This is a genomic window from Erwinia tracheiphila (genome assembly GCF_021365465.1).
In the GTDB taxonomy this organism is placed as follows: domain Bacteria; phylum Pseudomonadota; class Gammaproteobacteria; order Enterobacterales; family Enterobacteriaceae; genus Erwinia; species Erwinia tracheiphila.
Genome location: NZ_CP089932.1, coordinates 4,388,720 through 4,409,515 on the forward strand (window position 1 = coordinate 4,388,720; position 20,796 = coordinate 4,409,515).

General features: G+C 51.4%; 16 protein-coding genes and 6 pseudogenes. 12 read left to right on the plus strand and 10 right to left on the minus strand.

Going from position 1 to position 20,796, the window contains the following annotated elements; genetic code table 11:
• Positions 1–96 precede the first annotated feature (96 nt).
• From nrdR to pgpA, 6 genes are all read left to right on the plus strand, one after another.
• Complete coding sequence (nrdR, locus tag LU633_RS22660) at positions 97–546, plus strand: transcriptional regulator NrdR (protein WP_016192774.1); 450 nt, start codon at positions 97–99, stop codon at positions 544–546.
• A gap of 3 nt (positions 547–549) precedes the next feature.
• Complete coding sequence (ribD, locus tag LU633_RS22665; RefSeq protein WP_016192775.1) at positions 550–1,653, plus strand: bifunctional diaminohydroxyphosphoribosylaminopyrimidine deaminase/5-amino-6-(5-phosphoribosylamino)uracil reductase RibD; 1,104 nt, start codon at positions 550–552, stop codon at positions 1,651–1,653.
• Between the two features lie 115 nt (positions 1,654–1,768).
• Positions 1,769–2,239: a 6,7-dimethyl-8-ribityllumazine synthase gene (ribH, locus tag LU633_RS22670; protein WP_016192776.1), complete on the plus strand. Its 471-nt coding sequence runs from the start codon at positions 1,769–1,771 to the stop codon at positions 2,237–2,239.
• Between the two features lie 16 nt (positions 2,240–2,255).
• Positions 2,256–2,675, plus strand: coding sequence for a transcription antitermination factor NusB (nusB, locus tag LU633_RS22675; protein WP_016192777.1), 420 nt, complete (start codon positions 2,256–2,258; stop codon positions 2,673–2,675).
• 38 nt (positions 2,676–2,713) lie between these two features.
• Positions 2,714–3,691 (plus strand): thiamine-phosphate kinase, encoded by a 978-nt coding sequence (gene thiL / locus LU633_RS22680; protein ID WP_016192778.1) that lies wholly within the window; start codon positions 2,714–2,716, stop codon positions 3,689–3,691.
• A complete protein-coding gene (gene pgpA, locus LU633_RS22685) occupies positions 3,669–4,175 on the plus strand; it encodes a phosphatidylglycerophosphatase A (RefSeq protein WP_040465863.1) in 507 nt (168 codons plus the stop codon). The genes thiL and pgpA overlap by 23 nt, the downstream gene beginning before the upstream one ends.
• A gap of 44 nt (positions 4,176–4,219) precedes the next feature.
• Here pgpA and LU633_RS22690 read toward each other — a convergent pair whose 3' ends face one another.
• The 4 genes from LU633_RS22690 to xseB form a co-directional block, all read right to left on the minus strand.
• The gene (locus LU633_RS22690) at positions 4,220–5,194 is read right to left on the minus strand and encodes an aldo/keto reductase (RefSeq protein ID WP_016192780.1); all 975 of its coding nucleotides are present in this window, start codon (positions 5,192–5,194) and stop codon (positions 4,220–4,222) included.
• A gap of 88 nt (positions 5,195–5,282) precedes the next feature.
• Complete coding sequence (dxs, locus tag LU633_RS22695) at positions 5,283–7,148, minus strand: 1-deoxy-D-xylulose-5-phosphate synthase (protein ID WP_016192781.1); 1,866 nt, start codon at positions 7,146–7,148, stop codon at positions 5,283–5,285.
• A gap of 19 nt (positions 7,149–7,167) precedes the next feature.
• On the minus strand, positions 7,168–8,067 hold the full coding sequence (gene ispA, locus LU633_RS22700) for a (2E,6E)-farnesyl diphosphate synthase (RefSeq protein WP_016192782.1): 900 nt from the start codon (positions 8,065–8,067) through the stop codon (positions 7,168–7,170).
• Positions 8,067–8,309: an exodeoxyribonuclease VII small subunit gene (gene xseB, locus LU633_RS22705; RefSeq protein WP_016192783.1), complete on the minus strand. Its 243-nt coding sequence runs from the start codon at positions 8,307–8,309 to the stop codon at positions 8,067–8,069. The genes ispA and xseB overlap by 1 nt, the downstream gene beginning before the upstream one ends.
• 329 nt (positions 8,310–8,638) lie before the next feature.
• Here xseB and thiI point away from each other — a divergent pair, with 329 nt between their 5' ends.
• Positions 8,639–10,087 carry a tRNA uracil 4-sulfurtransferase ThiI gene (thiI, locus tag LU633_RS22710; protein WP_016192784.1) on the plus strand — a complete coding sequence of 483 codons (1,449 nt, stop codon included), beginning with the start codon at positions 8,639–8,641 and terminating at the stop codon, positions 10,085–10,087.
• A 304-nt stretch (positions 10,088–10,391) separates the two neighbouring features.
• Here thiI and LU633_RS22715 read toward each other — a convergent pair whose 3' ends face one another.
• Entirely contained in the window at positions 10,392–10,826 is a 435-nt protein-coding gene (locus LU633_RS22715) for a hypothetical protein (RefSeq protein WP_016192785.1), read from the minus strand.
• A pseudogene (locus tag LU633_RS22720) lies at positions 10,823–11,523 on the minus strand (hypothetical protein). Before LU633_RS22720 ends, LU633_RS22715 begins: the two are co-directional and overlap by 4 nt.
• A 222-nt stretch (positions 11,524–11,745) precedes the next feature.
• On the opposite strand from LU633_RS22720, the pseudogene tnpA (LU633_RS22725) reads away from it, so the two are divergent.
• The 3 genes and pseudogenes from tnpA (LU633_RS22725) to LU633_RS22735 all read left to right on the plus strand — a co-directional run bounded on the left by tnpA (LU633_RS22725) (position 11,746) and on the right by LU633_RS22735 (position 13,759).
• Positions 11,746–12,182 (plus strand): annotated as a pseudogene (gene tnpA / locus LU633_RS22725) (IS200/IS605 family transposase).
• A gap of 68 nt (positions 12,183–12,250) precedes the next feature.
• Positions 12,251–12,541 (plus strand): annotated as a pseudogene (gene tnpA / locus LU633_RS22730) (IS200/IS605 family transposase); the annotation flags it as partial.
• Between the two features lie 177 nt (positions 12,542–12,718).
• On the plus strand, positions 12,719–13,759 hold the full coding sequence (locus LU633_RS22735) for an IS481 family transposase (RefSeq protein ID WP_046371791.1): 1,041 nt from the start codon (positions 12,719–12,721) through the stop codon (positions 13,757–13,759).
• Between the two features lie 196 nt (positions 13,760–13,955).
• Here LU633_RS22735 and LU633_RS22740 read toward each other — a convergent pair.
• Positions 13,956–15,163: pseudogene (locus LU633_RS22740) on the minus strand (IS256 family transposase).
• Positions 15,164–15,601: 438 nt separating this feature from the next.
• Here LU633_RS22740 and LU633_RS22745 point away from each other — a divergent pair.
• Positions 15,602–16,100: pseudogene (locus LU633_RS22745) on the plus strand (transposase); the annotation flags it as partial.
• 286 nt (positions 16,101–16,386) lie between these two features.
• Here LU633_RS22745 and proY read toward each other — a convergent pair.
• Together proY and brnQ are read right to left on the minus strand one after the other, a co-directional pair.
• A complete protein-coding gene (gene proY, locus LU633_RS22750; protein ID WP_016192792.1) occupies positions 16,387–17,742 on the minus strand; it encodes a proline-specific permease ProY in 1,356 nt (451 codons plus the stop codon).
• Positions 17,743–17,827: 85 nt separating this feature from the next.
• Positions 17,828–19,126 (minus strand): branched-chain amino acid transport system II carrier protein, encoded by a 1,299-nt coding sequence (brnQ, locus tag LU633_RS22755; RefSeq protein WP_016192793.1) that lies wholly within the window; start codon positions 19,124–19,126, stop codon positions 17,828–17,830.
• 90 nt (positions 19,127–19,216) lie between these two features.
• On the opposite strand from brnQ, the gene LU633_RS22760 reads away from it, so the two are divergent.
• Positions 19,217–19,402: a hypothetical protein gene (locus LU633_RS22760; RefSeq protein ID WP_040465865.1), complete on the plus strand. Its 186-nt coding sequence runs from the start codon at positions 19,217–19,219 to the stop codon at positions 19,400–19,402.
• Between the two features lie 115 nt (positions 19,403–19,517).
• On the opposite strand, the pseudogene LU633_RS22765 reads toward LU633_RS22760, so the two are convergent.
• A pseudogene (locus LU633_RS22765) lies at positions 19,518–20,603 on the minus strand (5-methyltetrahydropteroyltriglutamate--homocysteine S-methyltransferase).
• Positions 20,604–20,796: the final 193 nt, after the last annotated feature.

Consider the following 20,796-nt stretch of genomic DNA (forward strand, 5'->3'; position numbering starts at 1 on the left):
GCTGGCGAAGGCCATGAAATGGCCAGTCCGTTATTTTGTTAATGGTCACTTCGCGCTACACTGTGCAACCAATTTCCAGGACTATCAGGAAGCATCATGCATTGCCCGTTCTGTTCTGCTGTGGATACCAAAGTGATCGATTCCCGTCTGGTGGGGGAAGGTGCCTCGGTACGCCGCCGTCGCCAGTGCCTGCTTTGTCATGAACGCTTCACTACCTTTGAAGTCGCCGAACTGGTGATGCCCAGGGTGGTCAAAAGTAACGATATCCGTGAACCTTTCAATGAAGACAAGCTGTGTAGCGGCATGCTGAAAGCGCTGGAAAAGCGTCCGGTCAATTCTGACGATGTGGAAAATGCCATCAGCCACATCAGGACGCAGCTCCGTTCTACCGGTGAGCGGGAAGTCAGCAGCAAAATGATTGGTAGTCTGGTGATGGATGAGCTGAAAAAACTGGATAAAGTTGCTTATATTCGCTTCGCTTCGGTTTATCGCAGCTTTGAAGATATTCGTGAGTTTGGCGAAGAAATCGCCCGTTTACAGGACTGAGCTATGCAAGACGAAATCTGGATGGCGCGTGCGCTTGAACTGGCCCGGTGCGGACGCTTTACCACCGCACCTAATCCCCAGGTCGGCTGTGTCATTGTACGCGATGGTGAGAACGTCGGAGAAGGTTATCATCTGCGAGCGGGTGAGCCGCATGCGGAGATCCATGCTCTGCGTATGGCTGGTGATAAAGCGCGTGGTGCTACGGTGTATGTCACGCTCGAGCCTTGTAGCCATCACGGACGTACGCCGCCGTGCTGCGATGCGCTCATTGCTGCTGGCATTTCGCGCCTGGCGGCGGCGATGCCGGACCCTAACCCGCAGGTGGCCGGGCGCGGTCTGTATTGCCTGCGCGAGGCTGGGATCGAGGTCAGTCAGGGTCTGATGATGCAGGAGGCAGAGGCGCTTAACCGTGGATTCCTTAAACGTATGCGTACTGGTTTTCCCTGGTTGCAGCTTAAAATGGCGGCATCGCTGGACGGACGTACGGCGATGGCCAGCGGCGAAAGTCAGTGGATTACCTCCGCGGAAGCACGCCGGGACGTTCAGCGACTGCGTGCGCAAAGCTGTGCCATTCTTACCACCAGTGCCACCGTGCTCGCTGACGATCCTGCCATGACGGTTCGTTGGGGAGAATTGGACAGTGAAACGCAGAGTGCCTGTGCGCAAGAACATCTGCGACAGCCAATACGGGTGGTTATTGACAGCCATAACCGGGTTACTGGCCAACATCGTCTGATTAATCAGCCGGGAGAAACCTGGCTTGTTCGCCAGCAGCCTGACGGTCTTGAGTGGCCTGACAATGTGCAACAATTCACGCTGCCACAGCATAATCAGCAGGCTGATTTGGTCTCGTTAATGATGTTGTTGGGCCAGCGGCAAATCAACAACGTATGGGTTGAAGCCGGGAGCACGCTGGCTGGTGCGCTGTTGACGGCGGGCGTCGTGGACGAATTAATTCTCTATATTGCCCCTAAATTGCTTGGCGATGTGGCGCGAGGCCTGTGCCATTTGCCAGGATTGGATACGCTGGCGCGGGTGCCGCAATTTTCGTTCAGCGACATACGTCAGGTGGGTCCGGATCTGCGACTGACGTTAAGCCCCAAATAACCGCGATGGTCTGCTTTAAAATATATTCAGCCGAAATCTGGGCAGGCAGACCCAGCAAGAGTGTGATAGAATCCCCCCCCCTGCGGGGCCATAACCGAACCCTGAAAGGAAAATTATGAACGTTATTGAAGCTGCTGTTGCTACTCCTGATGCGCGCGTGGCCATTGTTATTGCACGTTTCAACAATTTTATTAACGACAGTCTGTTGAGCGGTGCCATTGATGCGCTGAAGCGTATCGGCCAGGTAAAAGATGAAAATATTACCGTGATCTGGGTACCTGGAGCTTATGAAATCCCCATGACGGCGCGTGCGCTGGCGAAAGCGGCCAGGCATGATGCGGTTGTTGCGCTCGGCACGGTAATCCGTGGTGGAACGGCGCATTTTGAATATGTCGCAGGCGAAGCCAGTTCTGGTCTGGCTAACGTCGCCATGAACAGCGATATCCCGGTTGCATTTGGTGTTCTGACCACAGAAAACATTGAGCAGGCCATTGAGCGCGCCGGAACCAAAGCGGGTAATAAAGGTGCAGAAGCTGCCCTGACCGCACTTGAAATGATCAACGTACTGAAAGCTATTAAAGCCTGATTTTAAGGGGAACTTCGTGAAACCTGCTGCTCGCCGCCGCGCCCGTGAATGTGCTGTTCAGGCACTTTATTCCTGGCAGTTGTCCCATAACGACATCGCTGATGTCGAATACCAGTTTCTGGCGGAGCAAGACGTCAAAGACGTTGATATTAGCTATTTTCGTGAGCTACTGAGCGGCGTTGCAACTAACAGCGCATATCTTGATGGCTTGATGAAGCCTTATCTGTCACGCCAGCTTGATGAACTGGGCCAGGTGGAGAAAGCCGTTCTGCGTATCTCGCTGTATGAATTAAGCAAACGTACCGACGTTCCCTATAAAGTGGCAATTAATGAAGGGATTGAGATGGCCAAAGTATTTGGTGCTGAAGACAGCCATAAGTTTGTCAATGGGGTACTTGACAAAGCTGCTCCTCAGATCCGTCCCAATAAGAAATAATCCGGCCTTCTTCATTTTCAGCCCCGGAAAAAACGCGTATGGCATGTGGCGAATTCGAGCTTATCACCCGGTACTTTGACCGTGTGGCCAGTTCACGTCGAGATGTGGAAAAAGGCATCGGAGACGACTGCGCATTACTTACCCTGCCTGAAAAGCAAACGCTGGCGATAAGTACCGACACGCTGGTGGAAGGTGTTCACTTTCTGCGAGATATTCATCCGGCCGATCTCGGTTACAAAGCACTGGCAGTGAATCTTAGCGATCTGGCGGCAATGGGGGCCGATCCGGCGTGGCTGACCCTGGCGCTGACGCTGCCGGCTGTGGATGAATCCTGGCTTAAGGCGTTCAGCGACAGTCTTTTTGAGCTGCTCGATTACTATAATATGCAGCTCGTCGGCGGTGACACCACGCGCGGACCGCTGAGTCTGACGCTGGGCATACACGGCCTGGTGCCGCAGGGCAGGGCGCTAAAGCGCACCGGTGCGCGTCCCGGCGACTGGATTTACGTCACCGGGACGCTTGGCGACAGCGCTGCTGGTCTGGCGCTGTTACAGCACCGTATTAAGATCCATGATCCGGCAGTACACGAAGCGCTGATCAAACGTCATCTGAGGCCAATGCCGCGCATCCTGCAAGGCCAGGCGCTACGCGATCTTGCCAGCTCGGCGATTGATATCTCCGATGGCTTAATCTCAGACATCCGGCATATCTTGCAGGCCAGCGGCTGTGGCGCACGCCTGAATCTTGATGCCTTGCCATTGTCGGATGTGCTGAAACAGCATTTTGAGCCGACGCAGGTGCTGAACTGGGCCTTGGGTGGCGGTGAAGACTACGAGCTTTGTTTTACCGTGCCGGAGATCAATCGTGGTGCGCTGGATGTTACACTGGGCCATTCTGGCGTGCCTTTTACCTGCATCGGGCAGATTGCTTCACAGATCGAGGGGTTGGTCCTGTTACAGGATGGCAAGCCCGTTGACGACAACGTGCGGGGATTTGATCATTTTGCCAGTCAGTAAAGATGCGGCGAAACGCCGACTGAAAATGAGTAATCCCTGGCATCTGCTGGCAACGGGTTTCGGCAGTGGTCTGTGCCCGTGGGTACCCGGTACCGTGGGTTCCCTGGCTTCGATTCCGTTTTGGTGCCTGATGACCTTGTTGCCGCAGGACCTGTATTCGCTGGTGGTGATGTTTGGTATTTGCATTGGCGTGTATCTTTGTCATCGCACCGCAAAGGATATGGGTGTCCACGATCACGGCTGCATTGTCTGGGATGAATTTATTGGTATGTGGATCACCCTGATGGCGATCCCGGTTAACAGCTGGCAATGGGTGCTGGCAGGGTTTGTGATTTTTCGCATTCTCGATATCTGGAAACCCTGGCCAATTCGTTGGTTCGATCGCAACGTTCACGGCGGTATGGGGATTATGATCGACGATATTATCGCCGGGATTATCTCCGCAGGTATTCTCTATATTGCCGGACATCATCTGGTGATGTAATTCCAAAGGTATGGCGCTGTTGGCGGTGCCATATCCTGACCAAGCTATTCGAATCCCACCACAGCATGCGGTTGATATAGACTTTCCAGTTCGGCAATGTCTTCACGGGTTAATTTGATGTCAGGCGCTTTCACTAAATCGTCCAGTTGTTCAGCGCGGGATGCGCCAATAATTGGCGCGGTGACAGCCGGTTTAGCCAGCAACCACGCCAGCGCCAGTTGCGCCCGACTGATACCTTTCTCTTCAGCAATATTCGCTACTCGCTCGGCAATCGCACTGTCGTTTTCTTCGGTTTTTTCATAAAGCGTGCTGCCAAACTCATCGGAGACGGACCGTGAGGTGGTTTCACCCCAGGGGCGCGTCAGACGTCCCCGCGCCAGCGGGCTCCACGGCAGCACGGCAATATTTTCTGCCTGGCAGAACGGGTGCATTTCACGCTCTTCTTCCCGCTGGATCAAATTGTATTGATCCTGCATGCTGACAAACCGTGTCCAGCCGTGACGATCGGCGGTATAGAGCGCTTTGGCAAATTGCCACGCATACATTGATGATGCACCGATATAGCGGGCTTTGCCGGATTTCACCACATCGTGCAGCGCTTCCAGCGTTTCTTCCAGTGGCGTGTCGTAATCCCAGCGGTGGATTTGCAGCAGGTCAACATAGTCCGTTCCGAGGCGGCGCAGACTGTCATCTATGGATTGCATAATCTTAGCGCGTGACAGGCCGCCAGAGAGGTTGCTCATTGGGAAATAGACTTTGGTTGCCACAACGATTTCATCGCGGCGGGCATACTCTTTCAGTGACCGCCCAACGATTTCTTCACTGCTGCCGTCGGAGTAACTGTTTGCAGTGTCAAAAAAGGTAATCCCAGCTTCCAGCGCCTGTTTAATCAGCGGTCTGCTGCTCTCTTCCGGCAGCGTCCAGGTGTAACGGCCACGATCAGGCTCGCCAAATGTCAGACACCCCAGGCAAAGGCGGGAAACGGTCAGATCGGTATTACCTAATTGAATGGTGTTCATGTGGGCTCCTGCTAATGAGTGAATGGCATCTCGCGCCCTTTAATCTTAGCAGGTGAAACGCTCCCCCGAAAGAGAGCGTTATGCGGTGTTACTGCGCCAGCCAGTAGCGGATTTGGTGCTCAATCCCTGGGGCATCCAGCCGATAATCATGGCGAATTTCTTCCTGAGTGCCCTGCGGGATAAATTCATCCGGTAGCCCAATCGTCAATACTGGCACACAGCAACGTTTTGCCATCATAAATTCAATCACCCCGCTGCCAGCCCCACCTTTAATAGCCCCTTCTTCGAGAGTTATCAGTGCTTCATGAGCAGCGGCCAGCTCGAGGATGAGTGCTTCATCCAGTGGCTTAACGAAGCGCATATCCACCAGAGTTGCATCAAGTGACCCAGCCACGCTTGTCGCTTCCGGCAACAGGGTGCCAAAATTGAGAATAGCCAGCTTTTTCCCCCGGCGTTTCACCACCGCTTTACCTAATGGCAGCGCGCGAAGTGGCTTCAGCTCTGCGCCCGTGCCGCTTCCACGCGGATAACGTACGGCGCTTGGGCCATCGCTATGATGATAGCCGGTGTAGAGCATTTGCCGACATTCATCTTCATCGCTTGGGGTCATGATGGTCATATTTGGGATGCAGCGCAGGAAAGAGAGATCAAATGCGCCCTGATGCGTCTGACCGTCCGATCCCACAATACCGCCACGGTCAATGGCGAACAGAACCGGCAGTTTTTGGATAGCTACATCGTGAATCAGCTGATCGTAAGCGCGCTGCAAAAAGGTGGAATAGATTGCCACAACGGGTTTATAACCGCCGATAGCCAGCCCTGCCGCAAAGGTGACTGCATGCTGCTCGGCAATGGCCACGTCGAAATACTGCGCGGGATAATCGCGGGAAAAGCTGACCATGCCGGAACCTTCACGCATGGCAGGGGTAATTGCCATCAGGTTTGCATCGATTTTGGCGGTTTCACTCAGCCACTGACCAAAAATTTTCGAATAGCTTGGTAGCCCTTCAGCTGCTTTCGGCAGCAGCCCGCTGGCGGGATCGAATTTTGGCACGGCATGCCAGCTAATCGGGTCTTTTTCTGCCGGAGCATAGCCTTTGCCCTTTTTAGTCATAATATGCAGAAACTGTGGTCCTTTCAGTTCGCGCATATTGTTCAGGGTATGCACCAGTGACAGCACATCATGGCCGTCGACCGGCCCAATATAGTTGAATCCCAGCTCCTCAAACAGCGTGCCTGGTGCCACCATTCCTTTCAGATGTTCTTCGGTGCGTTTTACCAGTTCTTTAATCGGGGGCAGGTTAGTGAGGACCTTTTTGCCCCCTTCACGCAGGCGCGAATAGGTTTTCCCGGAGAGAATCTGTGCCAGACGATTATTGAGGGCGCCAACGTTTTCGGAAATCGACATTTCATTGTCGTTCAGGATCACCAGCATATCCGGCTTGATATCGCCTGCATGGTTCATCGCTTCAAATGCCATGCCCGCAGTAATGGCTCCGTCACCGATGATGCAGGCAGTACGACGGCCTTTACCTTCTTTTTGTGCGGCCACCGCCATGCCCAGCCCCGCACTGATGGAGGTTGATGAGTGGCCAACGTTGAGCACGTCGTACTCGCTCTCATCCCGCCAGGGAAAAGGGTGCAGGCCGTTCTTCTGACGAATGGTACCGATGCGATCGCGGCGTCCGGTCAGAATTTTATGCGGATAAGCCTGGTGGCCGACATCCCACACCAGACGATCGAAAGGGGTATTGTAAACGTAATGCAGTGCGATGGTCAGTTCCACCACGCCCAGCCCGGAGGCAAAATGACCACTGGAACGGCTGACGCTGTCGAGTAAATACTGGCGCAGCTCGTCACAGAGTTTTGGCAGACTTTCTTTGGGAAGCGTACGTAATTCTTGTACCGAGCTGGCCAGTGCAAGCGTCGGGTATTTTGCAGTATCAAAACTCATCAGAGACTCATTGTGGGAGTTATTTATTACGTTCAATTATATAACTTGCAAGCATTTGTAGTGGTGCCGTATTCAGAGATTGCACAGCAAGCGTTTCAAGGGCGCTGAGTGCCTCCTGTTGCAAATCCAGCGCTTTTGCACGCGCCTCCTCAAGCCCTAACAGGGCCGGGTAGGTGCTTTTCCCCAGCTGCTGATCGGCTCCCTGCCGTTTTCCAATAATATCGGTATCACCGACCACATCCAGAATGTCGTCCTGTACCTGAAACGCGAGCCCGATGGCGTTGGCGTAGCGGTCCAGCGCGGAAATCGCCTCACGACCACGACTGCCAGCGGCCAGTGCACCCAATCGCACTGCGGCGCGTATCAGTGCGCCGGTTTTATGACGATGAATTTGTTCCAGCGTGTCCAGAGAGACCTGCTGGTATTCTGCGTCGAGATCCAGCGCCTGACCGCCACACATGCCCGCGACGCCGCTGGCCTGCGCCAGTTCTGAAATCATTGCAATCCTTTCAGATGGTGTCACTCCTTGCATCGGTGCATCGGCCAGTATGGTAAACGCCAGCGTTTGCAGCGCGTCGCCCGCAAGAATAGCCGTATCTTCACCAAATTTAATATGGCAGGTAGGCTGACCGCGACGCAGATTATCGTCATCCATGGCAGGTAAATCATCGTGAATAAGCGAATAGGCATGAATACATTCTACGGCAGCGGCAGGTGCATCCAGCGCACTGCTGTCAGCACCAAGCATTTCTCCCGTCGCATAAACCAGAAACGGACGCAGTCGTTTACCGCCCAAGAGTGCGCTATACTCCATGGCATTAACCAGAGGAGAACTCTGAAACGGCAGTGGATCGAGAAAATGGTGTAAAGCCTGATTCACCCGCGCGTGATGTGCTGTCAGAAGATCGTGAAAATCCATCAGTCGTTTTCCGGCATGAAAGGCTTCATTTCTGCATTTTTGTCATCGTTAAGCAGGATCTGCACACGCTGCTCTGCCTGCTGCAGTTTTTGTTGTCCCTCGCGGGCAAGTTGTACGCCGCGTTCAAACTCATTCAGTGCGTCTTCCAACGGCAGATCTCCACTTTCCAGGCGGGATACGATTTGCTCCAGCTGTTGAAGCGAACTTTCAAAACTCGCAGGCGATTCGGCTTTTTTAGGCATAATGGCTATTAGCTCACTGGTTTTTTTACCATGAAAGCGTTCATGGTAGCTGACTCAAATTGATTAGCAAAATTATGGTGTCGGTGACAGATGAAGCAGCAGCCGTCGGACGGCTGTGATACACTTCTGCGCCTGAATATGTTGTACATTAATACCAGATATGCATCCCGGTGCTTATCTTTATCAAATCCCGGACATTTATGTATTCACTGCTTCCTGACCGTCAGTTAATACTGGTTGGTACGTCAGACAAGGCAGTTAATCGCGACGATTTTACTCCCTGAGTGCCGAATTTTCAGCACTTTATTGCCCTTTGAGCCTGTGTCACCATGAAGTTTATTATCAAGCTGTTCCCTGAAATTACGATTAAAAGCCAGTCTGTTCGCCTTCGCTTTATCAAAATTCTGACCACGAATATCCGCAACGTGCTTAGACAGTATGATGACACCTTAGCGGTGGTGCGCCACTGGGACCATATTGAAGTCCGTGCGAAACAGGAAAACCAGCGCAGTAAGATAGTTGATGAACTGACCCGAATTCCGGGTATTCATCACATCCTGGCGGTGGAAGATCGTGCCTACACCGACATTCATCATATTTTTGAGCAAACGCTGGCGCTTAATCGCGACAGAATTACCGGGAAGACCTTCTGCGTCCGTGTAAAGCGCCGCGGTAGCCATAACTTCAGTTCTCAGGATGTTGAACGTTATGTGGGAGGTGGCCTCAATCAGCATGTGGCCAGTGCACAGGTGAAGCTGAATCATCCTGAAGTAACGGTTCATCTGGAGATAGACGACGACAGGTTGCTGCTGGTCACCGGACGTTATCCCGGTATCGGTGGTTTTCCGATCGGCACCCAGGAAGAGGTTTTATCGCTGATTTCGGGCGGATTCGATTCCGGCGTATCCAGCTATATGCTGATGCGCCGCGGCTGCCGCGTACATTACTGTTTTTTCAATCTTGGTGGCGCGGCTCATGAAATTGGCGTTCGTCAGGTGGCGCACTATCTGTGGCAGCGTTTTGGTCGCTCGCACAAAGTCCGTTTCGTCGCGATTAATTTTGAGCCTGTGGTGGGTGAAATCCTCGAAAAAGTAGAGGATGGACAGATGGGCGTGGTGCTGAAGCGAATGATGGTTCGTGCCGCATCAGCCATTGCTGAACGCTATGGGGTGCAGGCACTGGTGACGGGAGAGGCGCTCGGCCAGGTTTCCAGCCAGACTTTAACCAACCTGCGGCTGATTGATAATGCATCGGATACACTGATCCTGCGCCCGCTGATTTCCCATGATAAAGAGCACATCATTAATATTGCACGGGAAATTGGTACAGAGGACTTTGCCCGCACCATGCCGGAATATTGCGGCGTGATTTCAAAAAGCCCCACCGTTAAAGCGGTCAAAGCTAAAATCAAGGCGGAAGAGCAAAACGTTGATTTCACCATTCTTGACCGCGTGGTAGCCGAAGCGACCAACGTCGATATCCGCCAGATTGCAGCAGAGACGCAGCAGGAAGTGGTGGAAGTGGAAACGGTGATTTCGTTTGGCGACCGGGATGTGGTGCTGGATATCCGTTCGCCAGACGAGCAGGAAGACACGCCGCTGGAACTTGACGGTGTTGAAGTAAAAAGCCTGCCTTTCTACAAATTGAGTACCCAGTTCGGCGATCTCGATCAGACCAGAACCTGGCTACTCTACTGCGATCGTGGCGTGATGAGCCGCTTGCAGGCACTTTATTTGCATGAGCAGGGCTTTACTAACGTGAAGGTTTACCGCCCCTGAAAAATTGATGCGATCTTCATTTTTGCTCTGGGGATCGCCATTATCTTATGCCTGTAATAACACTATCCCGCCAGCCGCTTTCCCCATTTGTTGCCATTAACAAAGCGCCACCTGACCTTCTGGATGTTTATGAGGTCTAATGACGTAAAAGCTATGATGAGAGGTTAATTAACTGTCTTAATTGGAATTTATTTACTGAGATTGTATTTATAGAATACGGTTAGTATTACCGCGTTTTTCGAAACCCGACATCAGCCGGGCTTGATGAGGTGATTGGTTTTTCGCTATTGTTTGCTGAGTCTTGTCAATTGTACCCTGCTTTATCTACCATCTCGACGCGGATGGCGATCGGGTTTTCCTCAAAACCTACCGACACTGTTATATTGGGATCCTGACCGACCCAGCAACTTCCATTTTTATTGCACATTTCTGTTCTTTTATACCCTTTTTTTTCCAGCCAGGTGCCAATTTTTATTGGATCCGTTGTACCAGAAAAAATCACCTGATAAATCAGTGCGGGATTGGGGCCGGATACATTGCTGTAATGGAAGCTGTAGATGTTACTAATGCGAGGCATATTTTTTAATAATTCTGGAGTATAAAAATTATACTCTCGCTTATCCTTTTCCGTATAATCAGCACCATCAGAGAATTCCATGCTGAGATATTGCAAAACATAAAAAAGACCAATTACGCATATCACCAGAACGGTCAGCATAATTTTTAGTGATTTTTTCATACCCGTAACTCTCCCCTGCCAAAACGGATAAAACCACGATTAGGGTCAACAATACTGACATCTTCAGATATCCACCTGTTATAAGGTCTGACGGTTTTCATGAAATCTGGCAATTGTCCAAAGTGTGGTCTGCCGTTGGGGAAACGAACCGGATCAGGGAACAACAGCGGTTTGAATGTTTCGTTTTTCCAGGAGCCTATTTTTCCATAATGGTCCCACCGTTTTAAAGCCTCTTCCTTACTTACCGGTTTCAGGTAGCTGAACACGTTGTTCATACATGACATAACCCGGTAAAAGCCGAGAAGATCCGACACCAGATCTTCACCGCTGAATCCGCTATCAGTAGCCCAACTGAAAGGGAAAGAACCCTGAAGCCTCTCAAATCTTCGTGCTACTGTCATCATCATGGCAAGAGCAATGCTTTGTTTTTGATGATATGGCAGGCCTTTTTTAAGGCACAGGTGATTGATTTACCGACTATCAGACGACGTTTAAGGCCAACCATTGATTGTTTGTATGTAACATCATATGTTGGTCCACTTTGGGATTCACCATGCAGTATTTGCGCCCATAAATTTCGGATATCTGTACCCTGTGCATGCCCGAGATCTACCCATCCCAATATTTCCGTATATATCAATCCGTATGAACTTCTTTGTGCCAGGTTACCATCAATAATTTCACTTCTTATACTCATTATTATTCCCCTTCCATTTGGTACAGTTATCCGGTATTTGACCGATATTTTCCGTTAATTCCATAAATAACAATGCTACTTTAACATGCATTAACATTAATTTTTATCCCTGCATGAACACCACCTCCTGTGGAGGTGGTCAGCAATAAGTTGGCTCTGCCAGTCATGCTACTCATGGGAAAATCCGAATCTGTTATCCCCATAACTGCCGGGGATTTAACCATGAGCAGATTCCAGAAAGCATCTCATGTGTTCTGGTGTTGTCAATATCATATCGTATGGACACCCAGGTACCGGTTTCGCATCCTCAGGAACAATGTTGGTAAAGAGGTCTGTAAGCCGATAAGGATCTCAGGTGAGCAGCCGGGATAGAAGTAGTGGAGCTGAATGTCCAGACAGACCATGTCCCTTTGCGGGTAAAAGTGCCTCCATGGCTTTCGATTTCCCATGTAACAGGCGACTTAAAGGGTAAAACAGCCCTTCGATTGTTCAATAAATTTCCCTGCCTGCGTAAGAACAAGCAGTGGGGGAATGATTTTTGGGCAAGAGGTTATTGTGTCGATACCGTAGGTATAAACGAAGAAATGATAATAAAGTACGTGAAGTATCAGGAAAAACATGAAGTTGAAGAGAGCCAGCTTCCACTGAAAGAAGTGTGAAGGGAAGGCTCTCTGAGTCTGGACTTAGTGCGCCCCTGTGGGGCGAAATCAATGCCACCTGCTATGCAGGTGGTTTTTTATCTGCCGCCGAACGTTTGGAAGTGGAAATAATGGAGGTAGACGGCGAAGCGGATCACGTTCATCTACTGGTAGCGTACCCACCCAAGTTGCCTGTTAGCGTGCTAGTGAATAACCTAAAGTTGATCAGCGGCCGCTATGTGCGCCAGTTGAATACGCACCTACGAAAGCAGAGTAATAGCGGGGTGCTCTGGTCACGCCCCTATTTCGCCTGTAGCGCTGGCTGCGCAACAATCGAAACGCTGAAAGCTTATGTTAGATCGCAGGGAACCCCTGAATAGCTCCCCTTATATCCCCGCCCGCATTGGGCGAGGATATAAGGGGCAACTGTTAATAAGCAGGGGTTGTACTTAAATTGTATTAGTCGCGACTTGATCTGACACTGGACCTTGAAAGGTTGAGAGTTACCGGTTTTGATATGGGTGTCTAATCCTTAAACAAAACGCGAGGTAACTCTCATGATTCATACTAACAATCCCATCATCAAACACAAAGCCGGCCTGCTCAATCTCGCCGAAGAACTCGGTAACGTATCAAAAGCCTGCAAGATCATGGGCGTGTCACGCGACACGTTTTACCGTTATCAGGAACTGGCTGCTGAAGGCGGCATCGATGCGCTGATTAACCAGAACCGCCGCGTCCCCAACCTGAAGAACCGCGCCGACGAAGCCACTGAACGCGCTGTTGTTGAATATGCCGTTGAGTTCCCGGCCCACGGGCAACACCGGACCAGTAATGAGCTGCGTAAAAAAGGCGTGTTTATCTCCGGTAGCGGCGTGCGCTCCATCTGGCAACGGCACGACCTGGAGAACTTCCGTAAACGCCTGAAGGCACTTGAGGAAAAGGTCGCCAGAGAAGGCATCGTGCTTACCGACGCTCAAATCGCAGCGCTGGAGAAGAAGGCCCACGATGACGAGGCCAGCGGAGAAATCGAAACTGCTCACCCGGGTTATCTCGGGTCGCAGGACACCTTCTACGTGGGCAATCTGAAAGGTGTGGGTCGTATCTACCAGCAGACGTTCGTGGATACGTACTCGAAAGTGGCACACTGCAAGCTGTATACGAGTAAAACGCCGATCACCGCCGCAGACCTGCTCAATGATCGCGTACTGCCGTTCTACGAGGCTCAGGGACTGCCGATGCTGAGGATCCTGACCGACAGGGGAACGGAGTACTGTGGTAAGGTGGAGCAGCATGATTACCAGCTGTATCTGGCCATCAACGATATCGACCATACAAAAACGAAGGCGATGTCTCCGCAGACGAACGGCATCTGCGAGCGCTTCCATAAAACTATTTTGCAGGATTTTTATCAGGTTACGTTCCGTAAGAAGTTATACGAAGACCTGGAGAGCCTGCAAACGGATCTGGACAACGGGTTGTGGCATTACAATAATGAGCGAACTCATCAGGGAAAAATGTGCTGCGGGCGTACGCCAATGGCCACGTTACTTGATGGTAAACGAGTCTGGGCAGAAAAAAATCTGAACCAGATGTAATCTGACAGACACCTGTATAAATAACCGGTAACTGTCAGATCAGGTCTGAGCTAGTACACTTAAATCCTTCTGGTGTCAGAGCTTATCATCTGGCTAATAATGCGGGTTGGTTGTTTACCCATTTAGCATGATGGCACTCTGCCGTGCTGGCAATGTCGCAGGACCCTGTAAATAATTCTGTGTAACTGCCACCACGTCAAAGGTGATCGCTCAGGCGGTCACCGAACTCAATAATAAAGCGGCTCATCGCCAGCCGCCAGTTCTGGTTCGGCATACTCCATTTTTTCGACGCATCCCTGATTGCCAGATAAATCACCTTACGCACCGAGTCGTCTGCCGGGAACACTTTGCGTTTCTTTATCGCAGCACGGATCACGCTGTTCAGTGATTCGATGCCGTTCGTGGTGTAGATGGCCTTGCGGATATCCGCCGGGTAACAGAAGAACGTATTCAGGTTTTCCCAGTGGCCACGCCAGCTTTTGCTGATTTGCGGGTACTTGTCGTCACAGATTTCTGCGAACACATCCAGCCCTGTCAACGCCGCCTCTTCTGTCGGAGACTGATAAATCCTCTTCAGACCGCTGGTGACGGCCTTGTAGTCCTTCCATGCCACGTATTTCAGGCTGTTGCGCACCATATGAATGATGCACAGCTGGATATGTGTCTCGGGATAAACGCTGTTTATCGCATCCGGGAAGCCCTTCAGTCCGTCCACGCAGGCAATCAGGATATCCTGAAGGCCGCGATTTTTCAGCTCTGTCAGGATGTTCAGCCAGAACTTCGCGCCTTCATTTTCAGCCAGCCACATCCCCGGCAGTTCTTTCTGACCTTCGGTATTAATGCCCGGCGCAAGGAAAACGGCTCTGTTTATCACGCTGCCATTCTGACGAACTTTTACGACAATACAGTCCATATAAACAATGGGATAAAGTGCATCCAGCTGCCGGTTTTGCCACTCAGCAACCTGTTCTTTTACGGCATCGGTGACTTTAGATATCAGGGTGGGTGAGACATCGGCGTCATACATCTCTTTGGACGTGGCAACAATTTCACGCATGGCCATTCCTTTGGCGTACAGGGATAAAATCTGGCTGTCCATCTGCGTGATACGCGTCTGGCTCTTCTTAATCAGCTGAGGTTGAAGGTGTTTTCGCGGTCACGCGGCGTGTTCAGCTCAATCTCGCCATCATCGCAAAGCAGCGTTTTTGATGCGTAGCCATTGCGGGTGTCAGAGCCTTTTTTGGGCGCGTTTTTCTCATGCCCGAAGTGGTCGGTCAGTTCAGCATTGAGCGCCGTTTCGACGGTGAGCTTCGTCAGCATTTGGGAAAACTGGTTAAGGTCAGCTTCGGTTTTAAGACCTTTAGCCCGTTCAGCCGCAAGGGCTTTAAGTTTCTTTTCGTCCATAATTTGCCTGTCCTCGTTGTTGGAGTGAACATATCAAAAACAGGAAATTACACAATTTTAATTACAGTCTCCTGAATTGGTTACACAATCAGTAGATTATACTTTTTATGCCCGTTCTATTTTACCTGCTCGTTACCGGGAATTCCTCAGCGCGCTTACACCCTTCCTGTTCGTGCCTGAGCGGCTTGTAAGCCGGAAACCGCCAAAATTTTGTTACCGAGCGCTCTTCTCCAGCTCAGTCAGATTGCGTTATAAAAGTTAAAACACTCAGTAAATAAAGTACGCCAATCAAGCGTACCTTGACTGGTAAGAACCATATTTCTACTCTGAATCAGGCTTGTCTTCAGATGTGTATGTACTCTCAAAAGGATCTGCCCATTTATAATTATTAAGAAATAATGTAACTACATCCCCAGCAGACTAGTCGTTGGAGTCCGGATGATTGATGTTTTAGGGCCAGAGAAGCGCAGACGGCGCAGCGTTCAGGAAAAAATCACCATTGTTCAACAGAGCTTTGAACCCGGTATGACCGTGTCGCTGGTCGCCCGCCAGCATGGTGTTGCTGCCAGCAAGCTTTTCCTGTGGCGCAAACAGTATCAGGCAGGCAGCATTACAGCCGTTGCTGCGGGTGAACAGGTTGTACCCGCGACGGAGCTGGCATCTGCGATAAAGCAAATCAAAGAGCTGCAACACCTGCCGGGCAAGAAAACCATGGAAAACGAGCTGCTGAAAGAAGCCGTTGAATATGGCCGACAAAAAAGTGGATAGCGCACGTGCCCTTATTGCCGGAGGATGGCGAATAAGCCTTGTCAGTCATTGCCTCCGGATCTCACGTGCGCAACTGCATGCCATGGCCCGGCGGTCGAAGAACTGGCAGGATCGTCGACGCAAGCGCAAGCCTGATAATACTGAAGCACTGGGTCGTATCCATGCCGTTGACCTCCGCTGCAGCGCATCAGGCAAACTACCTTGCCAACAGCCACGGCGATTGACTATACAAAATAACAAACTGGCTGCAGGAAATGACACCGGACACTTAAACCTGGCATCGCCTGCTATGCCACAAAGTGACCTGTTAACGTAGGTAAAACAAGGGAAGGTGAAAGCCTGATTTTGGTTAAAAGCGATTTTGAATGATAGCTCACGGGATGCGGTTTTTACTGAGGAATAATAAAAGGCCGGAATGACCGGCCTTTTATTATTGTACCCAAGGTATCTGGCCGTTATGCCCTGATTTTCTTACGAATAAATGCCCAGCTGACAATCAGCACCACCAGCCAGCCTAAGCCGACGAACAGCGACACGCGGGTATCCGGGAACCAGCCAATAAGCCCGATAATAAAGAACAGAAACAGAATGCCCACAATGGCGGTAAAGGTGCCCCCCGACATGGCGAACTTCAGCGCTTTTGCCTGCACCGGACTCAAGGTCCGACGGAAGCCAATTTGCGCAAACAGGATCATAATCCACACCCAAACCGTGGCAAAAGTCGCCAGCGATGCAATGACCAGAAACACTTTTTCCGGCATCAGATAGTTCAGATAAACCGCAACCAGCATGGCAACCACCATCACCACCGTGGTTACCCAAGGCACCCCACGCCGCGAAACGGCGGCAAATGATTTGGGGGCATGTCCCTGATCGGCCATGCCGTGCAGCATACGTCCCACGCCGAATACGTCGCTGTTGATTGCCGAGAGTGAAGCGGTAATCACCACAAAGTTCAGCACGGCTGCCGCTGCCGCGATACCCATATGCTGGAAGGTCAGTACAAACGGGCTGCCGTGAGTACCCACCTGGTTCCACGGGTAGATCGACATAATCACAAACAGCGTGCCGACATAAAACACCAGAATACGCAGCGGTACGGCATTAATCGCACGTGGAATGGAAACCTCAGGGTTTTTCGCCTCACCAGCGGTGATACCGATAATTTCAATGCCGCCGTAAGCAAACATCACTATCTGCAACGACAGCACCATCCCCATTACGCCGTGGGCAAAGAATCCTCCATTGCGCCACAGGTTACTGATTCCCGTCGGCTGGCCACCGTTGCCTATTCCCCAGACGATAATGCCAATCCCGGCGACAATCATAATGATGATGGTCGCCACCTTGAACAGCGACAGCCAGAACTCCACTTCACCAAACACTTTCACGGTGGCCATGTTGATAGCACCAATAATCAACACCACGCTCAGAACCCAAATCCAGTGCGGCACATCAGGGAACCAGACGCTCATGTAAATGCCAAACGCGGTAACGTCGGCAATCGCCACAATCAAAATTTCAAAACAGTAAGTCCAGCCGGTAATATAACCGGCAAGCGGGCCGAGATAATCCTGCGCATAACGCGAGAAAGAGCTGGCCTGCGGGTTGTTGACCGACATTTCGCCCAGCGCCCGCATGATAATGTAGGCAATGGCACCGCCGATAATATAGGCGAGGATCACACTGGGTCCGGCCATTTTCATCGCATCAGCCGAACCATAGAACAATCCGGTACCAATCGCCGACCCCAGCGCCATAAAACGGATATGGCGGGTGCTTAGGCCTTTTTTAAGGGTATTTTCAGTCATTTTTCCGTCTTCATCCTGAGGTTTCTCCTGCCGTTACGGTCAGAAAAACGTATCACATTTATCACTGCTGCCCGGCATGCACCTGTCAGCGGCAAAAAATACGGTCATACAGCGCCGCAATTACCAGTATAAGCAGCGACGGCGGTAACCAGGCCAGTCCCTGATCGGCTAACGGCAAATGGGCAACAGACTGAGGCAGAATTTCTGCGAAAGCGCTGGCTTTGATGGCGTCCACAATGCCAAAGATCAGACTGACCAGCATACCCGGCGCAATAATCCGACTGCTTTTTTTCCACCATCCCAGCGTAAAGCTCAATAAAATCAGCACAATGCACGGTGGATAAATCGCCGTCAGTACCGGAATGGAGAACTGAATTAAATGGCTAAGACCCAGGTTAGAAATCACCATTGAGAACAGGCCGAGAATAAACACCAGCTTGCGGTAGCTTAACGGCAGATATTGTTCAAAAAACTCCGCACAGGCACAGGTCAGACCCACCGCCGTCACCATACAGGCGACAAAGATCAGCCCGGCAAGGAAAAGGTTGCCCGTACTGCCGAATGTCTGCTGGACATAGGCGTGCAGGATCGCCGCGCCGTTAGCGCCCTGCGCGACAACTGACACGCTATGCGAACCAAGCTTAAACAGCGTCAGATAAACCAGCGTCAGGCCAATACCCGCAATCAGACCGGCGATAATGGTGTAGCGGGTCAGCAATGTCGGCTCGCTGACGCCACGGGAACGTGCTGTATTAACAATAACAATGCCAAACACCAGCGCACCCAGCGTATCCATGGTCAGATAGCCACTGAAAAAACCGCTGGTAAAAGCGGCATGTTGATAAGCCTCGGTTGCTGGTGCAATGTCGCCGGCAGGCCAAAGCAGCGCAGCAATTCCCAGCACCACCAGCGCTACAATCTTCAATGGCGCAAGCACATGACCGACGGTATCCAGCAGTTTTCCCGGATAAAGCGAAATGCCAACCACCAGCGCAAAGTAGGCCAGGCTGTACATAAACAGCAGCATCGGCCCCTCCCCCGTCAGAGGTGCGATACCCACCTCAAACGAAACGGTGGCGGTACGCGGCGTGGCAAACAGCGGTCCCACCGCCAGATAGCATACCGTTGCCAGCACAATCCCTGCAGCCTTGCCGATGGGTGAACTCAGCGCATCAATGCCGCCGCCCACGCGAGCCAGCGCGATCACGGTGATAACCGGCAGTCCGACTGCGGTGATCAAAAAGCCTGACGCTGCGACCCACACGTGCTCGCCCGACTGAATACCCACCATGGGCGGAAAAATAATATTACCGGCACCGACAAACAGGGCAAATGTCATAAAGCCCAGCGCGATGATGTCTTTGAAAGTTAAACGATTAGTCATAAGACGAGGATTAGCCTGTTACGGGTGTTGGTGAAATCGTCATATCAGCGTATCCCCTTACCTGCTGCGCACGCTGGCATCTGCCAACAGATGAAACGCGATCTTGCGATCAAATATCATTTACCCGAAAACCGGGCTGATTACGATCTTTTCTCAGGGGAAAACGAAAAAACGGCGCTAAGTAAACCGTTAATAGCGATGAAAGGCAAGCAAGGATCGGAAATGCAGTATTATTTAGCGCAAAAAAAGCTGAAGCAACTCAACACGTCAGCCTGATCATCCTTGAGATGAGATGTGTTTTTTTGTGCACACAGGGGGATTTATTGCAAAAAACGCTGAATAATGCGCAAAAAGCGCACGTAAGCACGCTTTTTGCCAACACCTTGCGCAGCTACCATACATCGCTGGCAATCTCAGTCACCAGCAGCAGCTTCGCCCACTGCTGCTCGCTCAGGCTGTTATCCTCTTCGGCTGAGGCAAAGCAACACTGTGGGCTTAAGCAGAGCTGATCGAGGCTGACATACTTTGCCGCTTCCTCAATACGCTTCTTCACGCTTTCCGGGTTTTCCAGCTCACCAACTTTGGTGGTCACAAGCCTCAACATCACCTGCTGTTTACCGGGCCTAATAAAAGCGTTAACGGCTCAAAGCCCCCGAAACGCTCGTTATCGTATTCCAGGAAAAAAGCATCAATGTTGACACCGCCAAAAAGAATTTCGGCCACCGGCTCATATCCGCCTTCCGCAATCCAGGTCGAACGAAAACGCCCCCGGCAGACGTGCAGACCAATAGTCAAATAGTCCGGTTTTCCCTCAATGGTTTTATTGACTACCTCCGCATAAGTGGCCGCCAGCGCCTGCGGACAGTCGCCCCACTCACGGATCTGGCTCTGTTGATCTTCAGAGCAGAGACAGGCCCAAGCAGTGTCATCCAGTTGCAGATAGCAACAGCCAGCATCGTAAAAAGCCCTGATTGCCTGACGCCAGGTCAGCGCCAGATCGTTAAAGTAGTCTTCCAGGTCGGGATACACCGTGGCGTCAATCATCTTTCTGCCGCCACGAAAATGCAGCACGCCTGGGCTGGGAATGGTCATTCTCGCAATGACATCACCGCTGATACCTTTCAGATAGCGAAAATGGGTCAGCATCGGATGATCGCCAAACCCCAGCCTGTCGGTCACTTTCACCCCGTGCACTTTACTCTGAATGCCCTGCTCCGCTTCATAAGCTTCAACGTCTTGCAGCCCTCAAGAAATCACAATACCACCAGGCCCGGCGAAACTCGCCGTCCGTCACCACCCGCAGACCGCAGGCTCGCTGCTGCGTGACCAGGTCTCGAATGGTTTCATCTTCTATACGACGCACTGCCACCGCGTCGATTTCACCGTGCTGAAACTGTTCACACGCCTGTTTAATCGTGGCCGGACGAAGAAAACTGCCGACGACTTCGCCACGATAGCGGGATGAATCTCTCTGCATGTCTGCTCACTCCTGCCACCGCATTACGTTGGATAATATCCTCGTCATGGATGTCACCTGAATGAAAGGGTTATGCGAATAACGTTGAGTATGAATCTCAGCAGATAACGTGAAGTTTTAGTACTGCGAGCAGGGCCACTGCTGGTCGCGATAATGGAACGCACAGGTGAAATATAAAAATGCTGTCTCTTTT

Excerpts from the sequence above, each read along its gene's own strand:
- nrdR (WP_016192774.1), top strand. The coding sequence starts at position 97 with ATGCATTGCCCGTTCTGTTCTGCTGTGGATACCAAAGTGATCGATTCC.
- ribD (WP_016192775.1), top strand. The coding sequence starts at position 550 with ATGCAAGACGAAATCTGGATGGCGCGTGCGCTTGAACTGGCCCGGTGC.
- ribH (WP_016192776.1), top strand. The coding sequence starts at position 1,769 with ATGAACGTTATTGAAGCTGCTGTTGCTACTCCTGATGCGCGCGTGGCC.
- thiL (WP_016192778.1), top strand. The coding sequence starts at position 2,714 with ATGGCATGTGGCGAATTCGAGCTTATCACCCGGTACTTTGACCGTGTG.
- LU633_RS22690 (WP_016192780.1), bottom strand. The coding sequence starts at position 5,194 with ATGAACACCATTCAATTAGGTAATACCGATCTGACCGTTTCCCGCCTT.
- dxs (WP_016192781.1), bottom strand. The coding sequence starts at position 7,148 with ATGAGTTTTGATACTGCAAAATACCCGACGCTTGCACTGGCCAGCTCG.
- ispA (WP_016192782.1), bottom strand. The coding sequence starts at position 8,067 with ATGGATTTTCACGATCTTCTGACAGCACATCACGCGCGGGTGAATCAG.
- xseB (WP_016192783.1), bottom strand. The coding sequence starts at position 8,309 with ATGCCTAAAAAAGCCGAATCGCCTGCGAGTTTTGAAAGTTCGCTTCAA.
- thiI (WP_016192784.1), top strand. The coding sequence starts at position 8,639 with ATGAAGTTTATTATCAAGCTGTTCCCTGAAATTACGATTAAAAGCCAG.
- LU633_RS22715 (WP_016192785.1), bottom strand. The coding sequence starts at position 10,826 with ATGAAAAAATCACTAAAAATTATGCTGACCGTTCTGGTGATATGCGTA.
- LU633_RS22735 (WP_046371791.1), top strand. The coding sequence starts at position 12,719 with ATGATTCATACTAACAATCCCATCATCAAACACAAAGCCGGCCTGCTC.
- proY (WP_016192792.1), bottom strand. The coding sequence starts at position 17,742 with ATGACTGAAAATACCCTTAAAAAAGGCCTAAGCACCCGCCATATCCGT.
- brnQ (WP_016192793.1), bottom strand. The coding sequence starts at position 19,126 with ATGACTAATCGTTTAACTTTCAAAGACATCATCGCGCTGGGCTTTATG.
- LU633_RS22760 (WP_040465865.1), top strand. The coding sequence starts at position 19,217 with ATGAAACGCGATCTTGCGATCAAATATCATTTACCCGAAAACCGGGCT.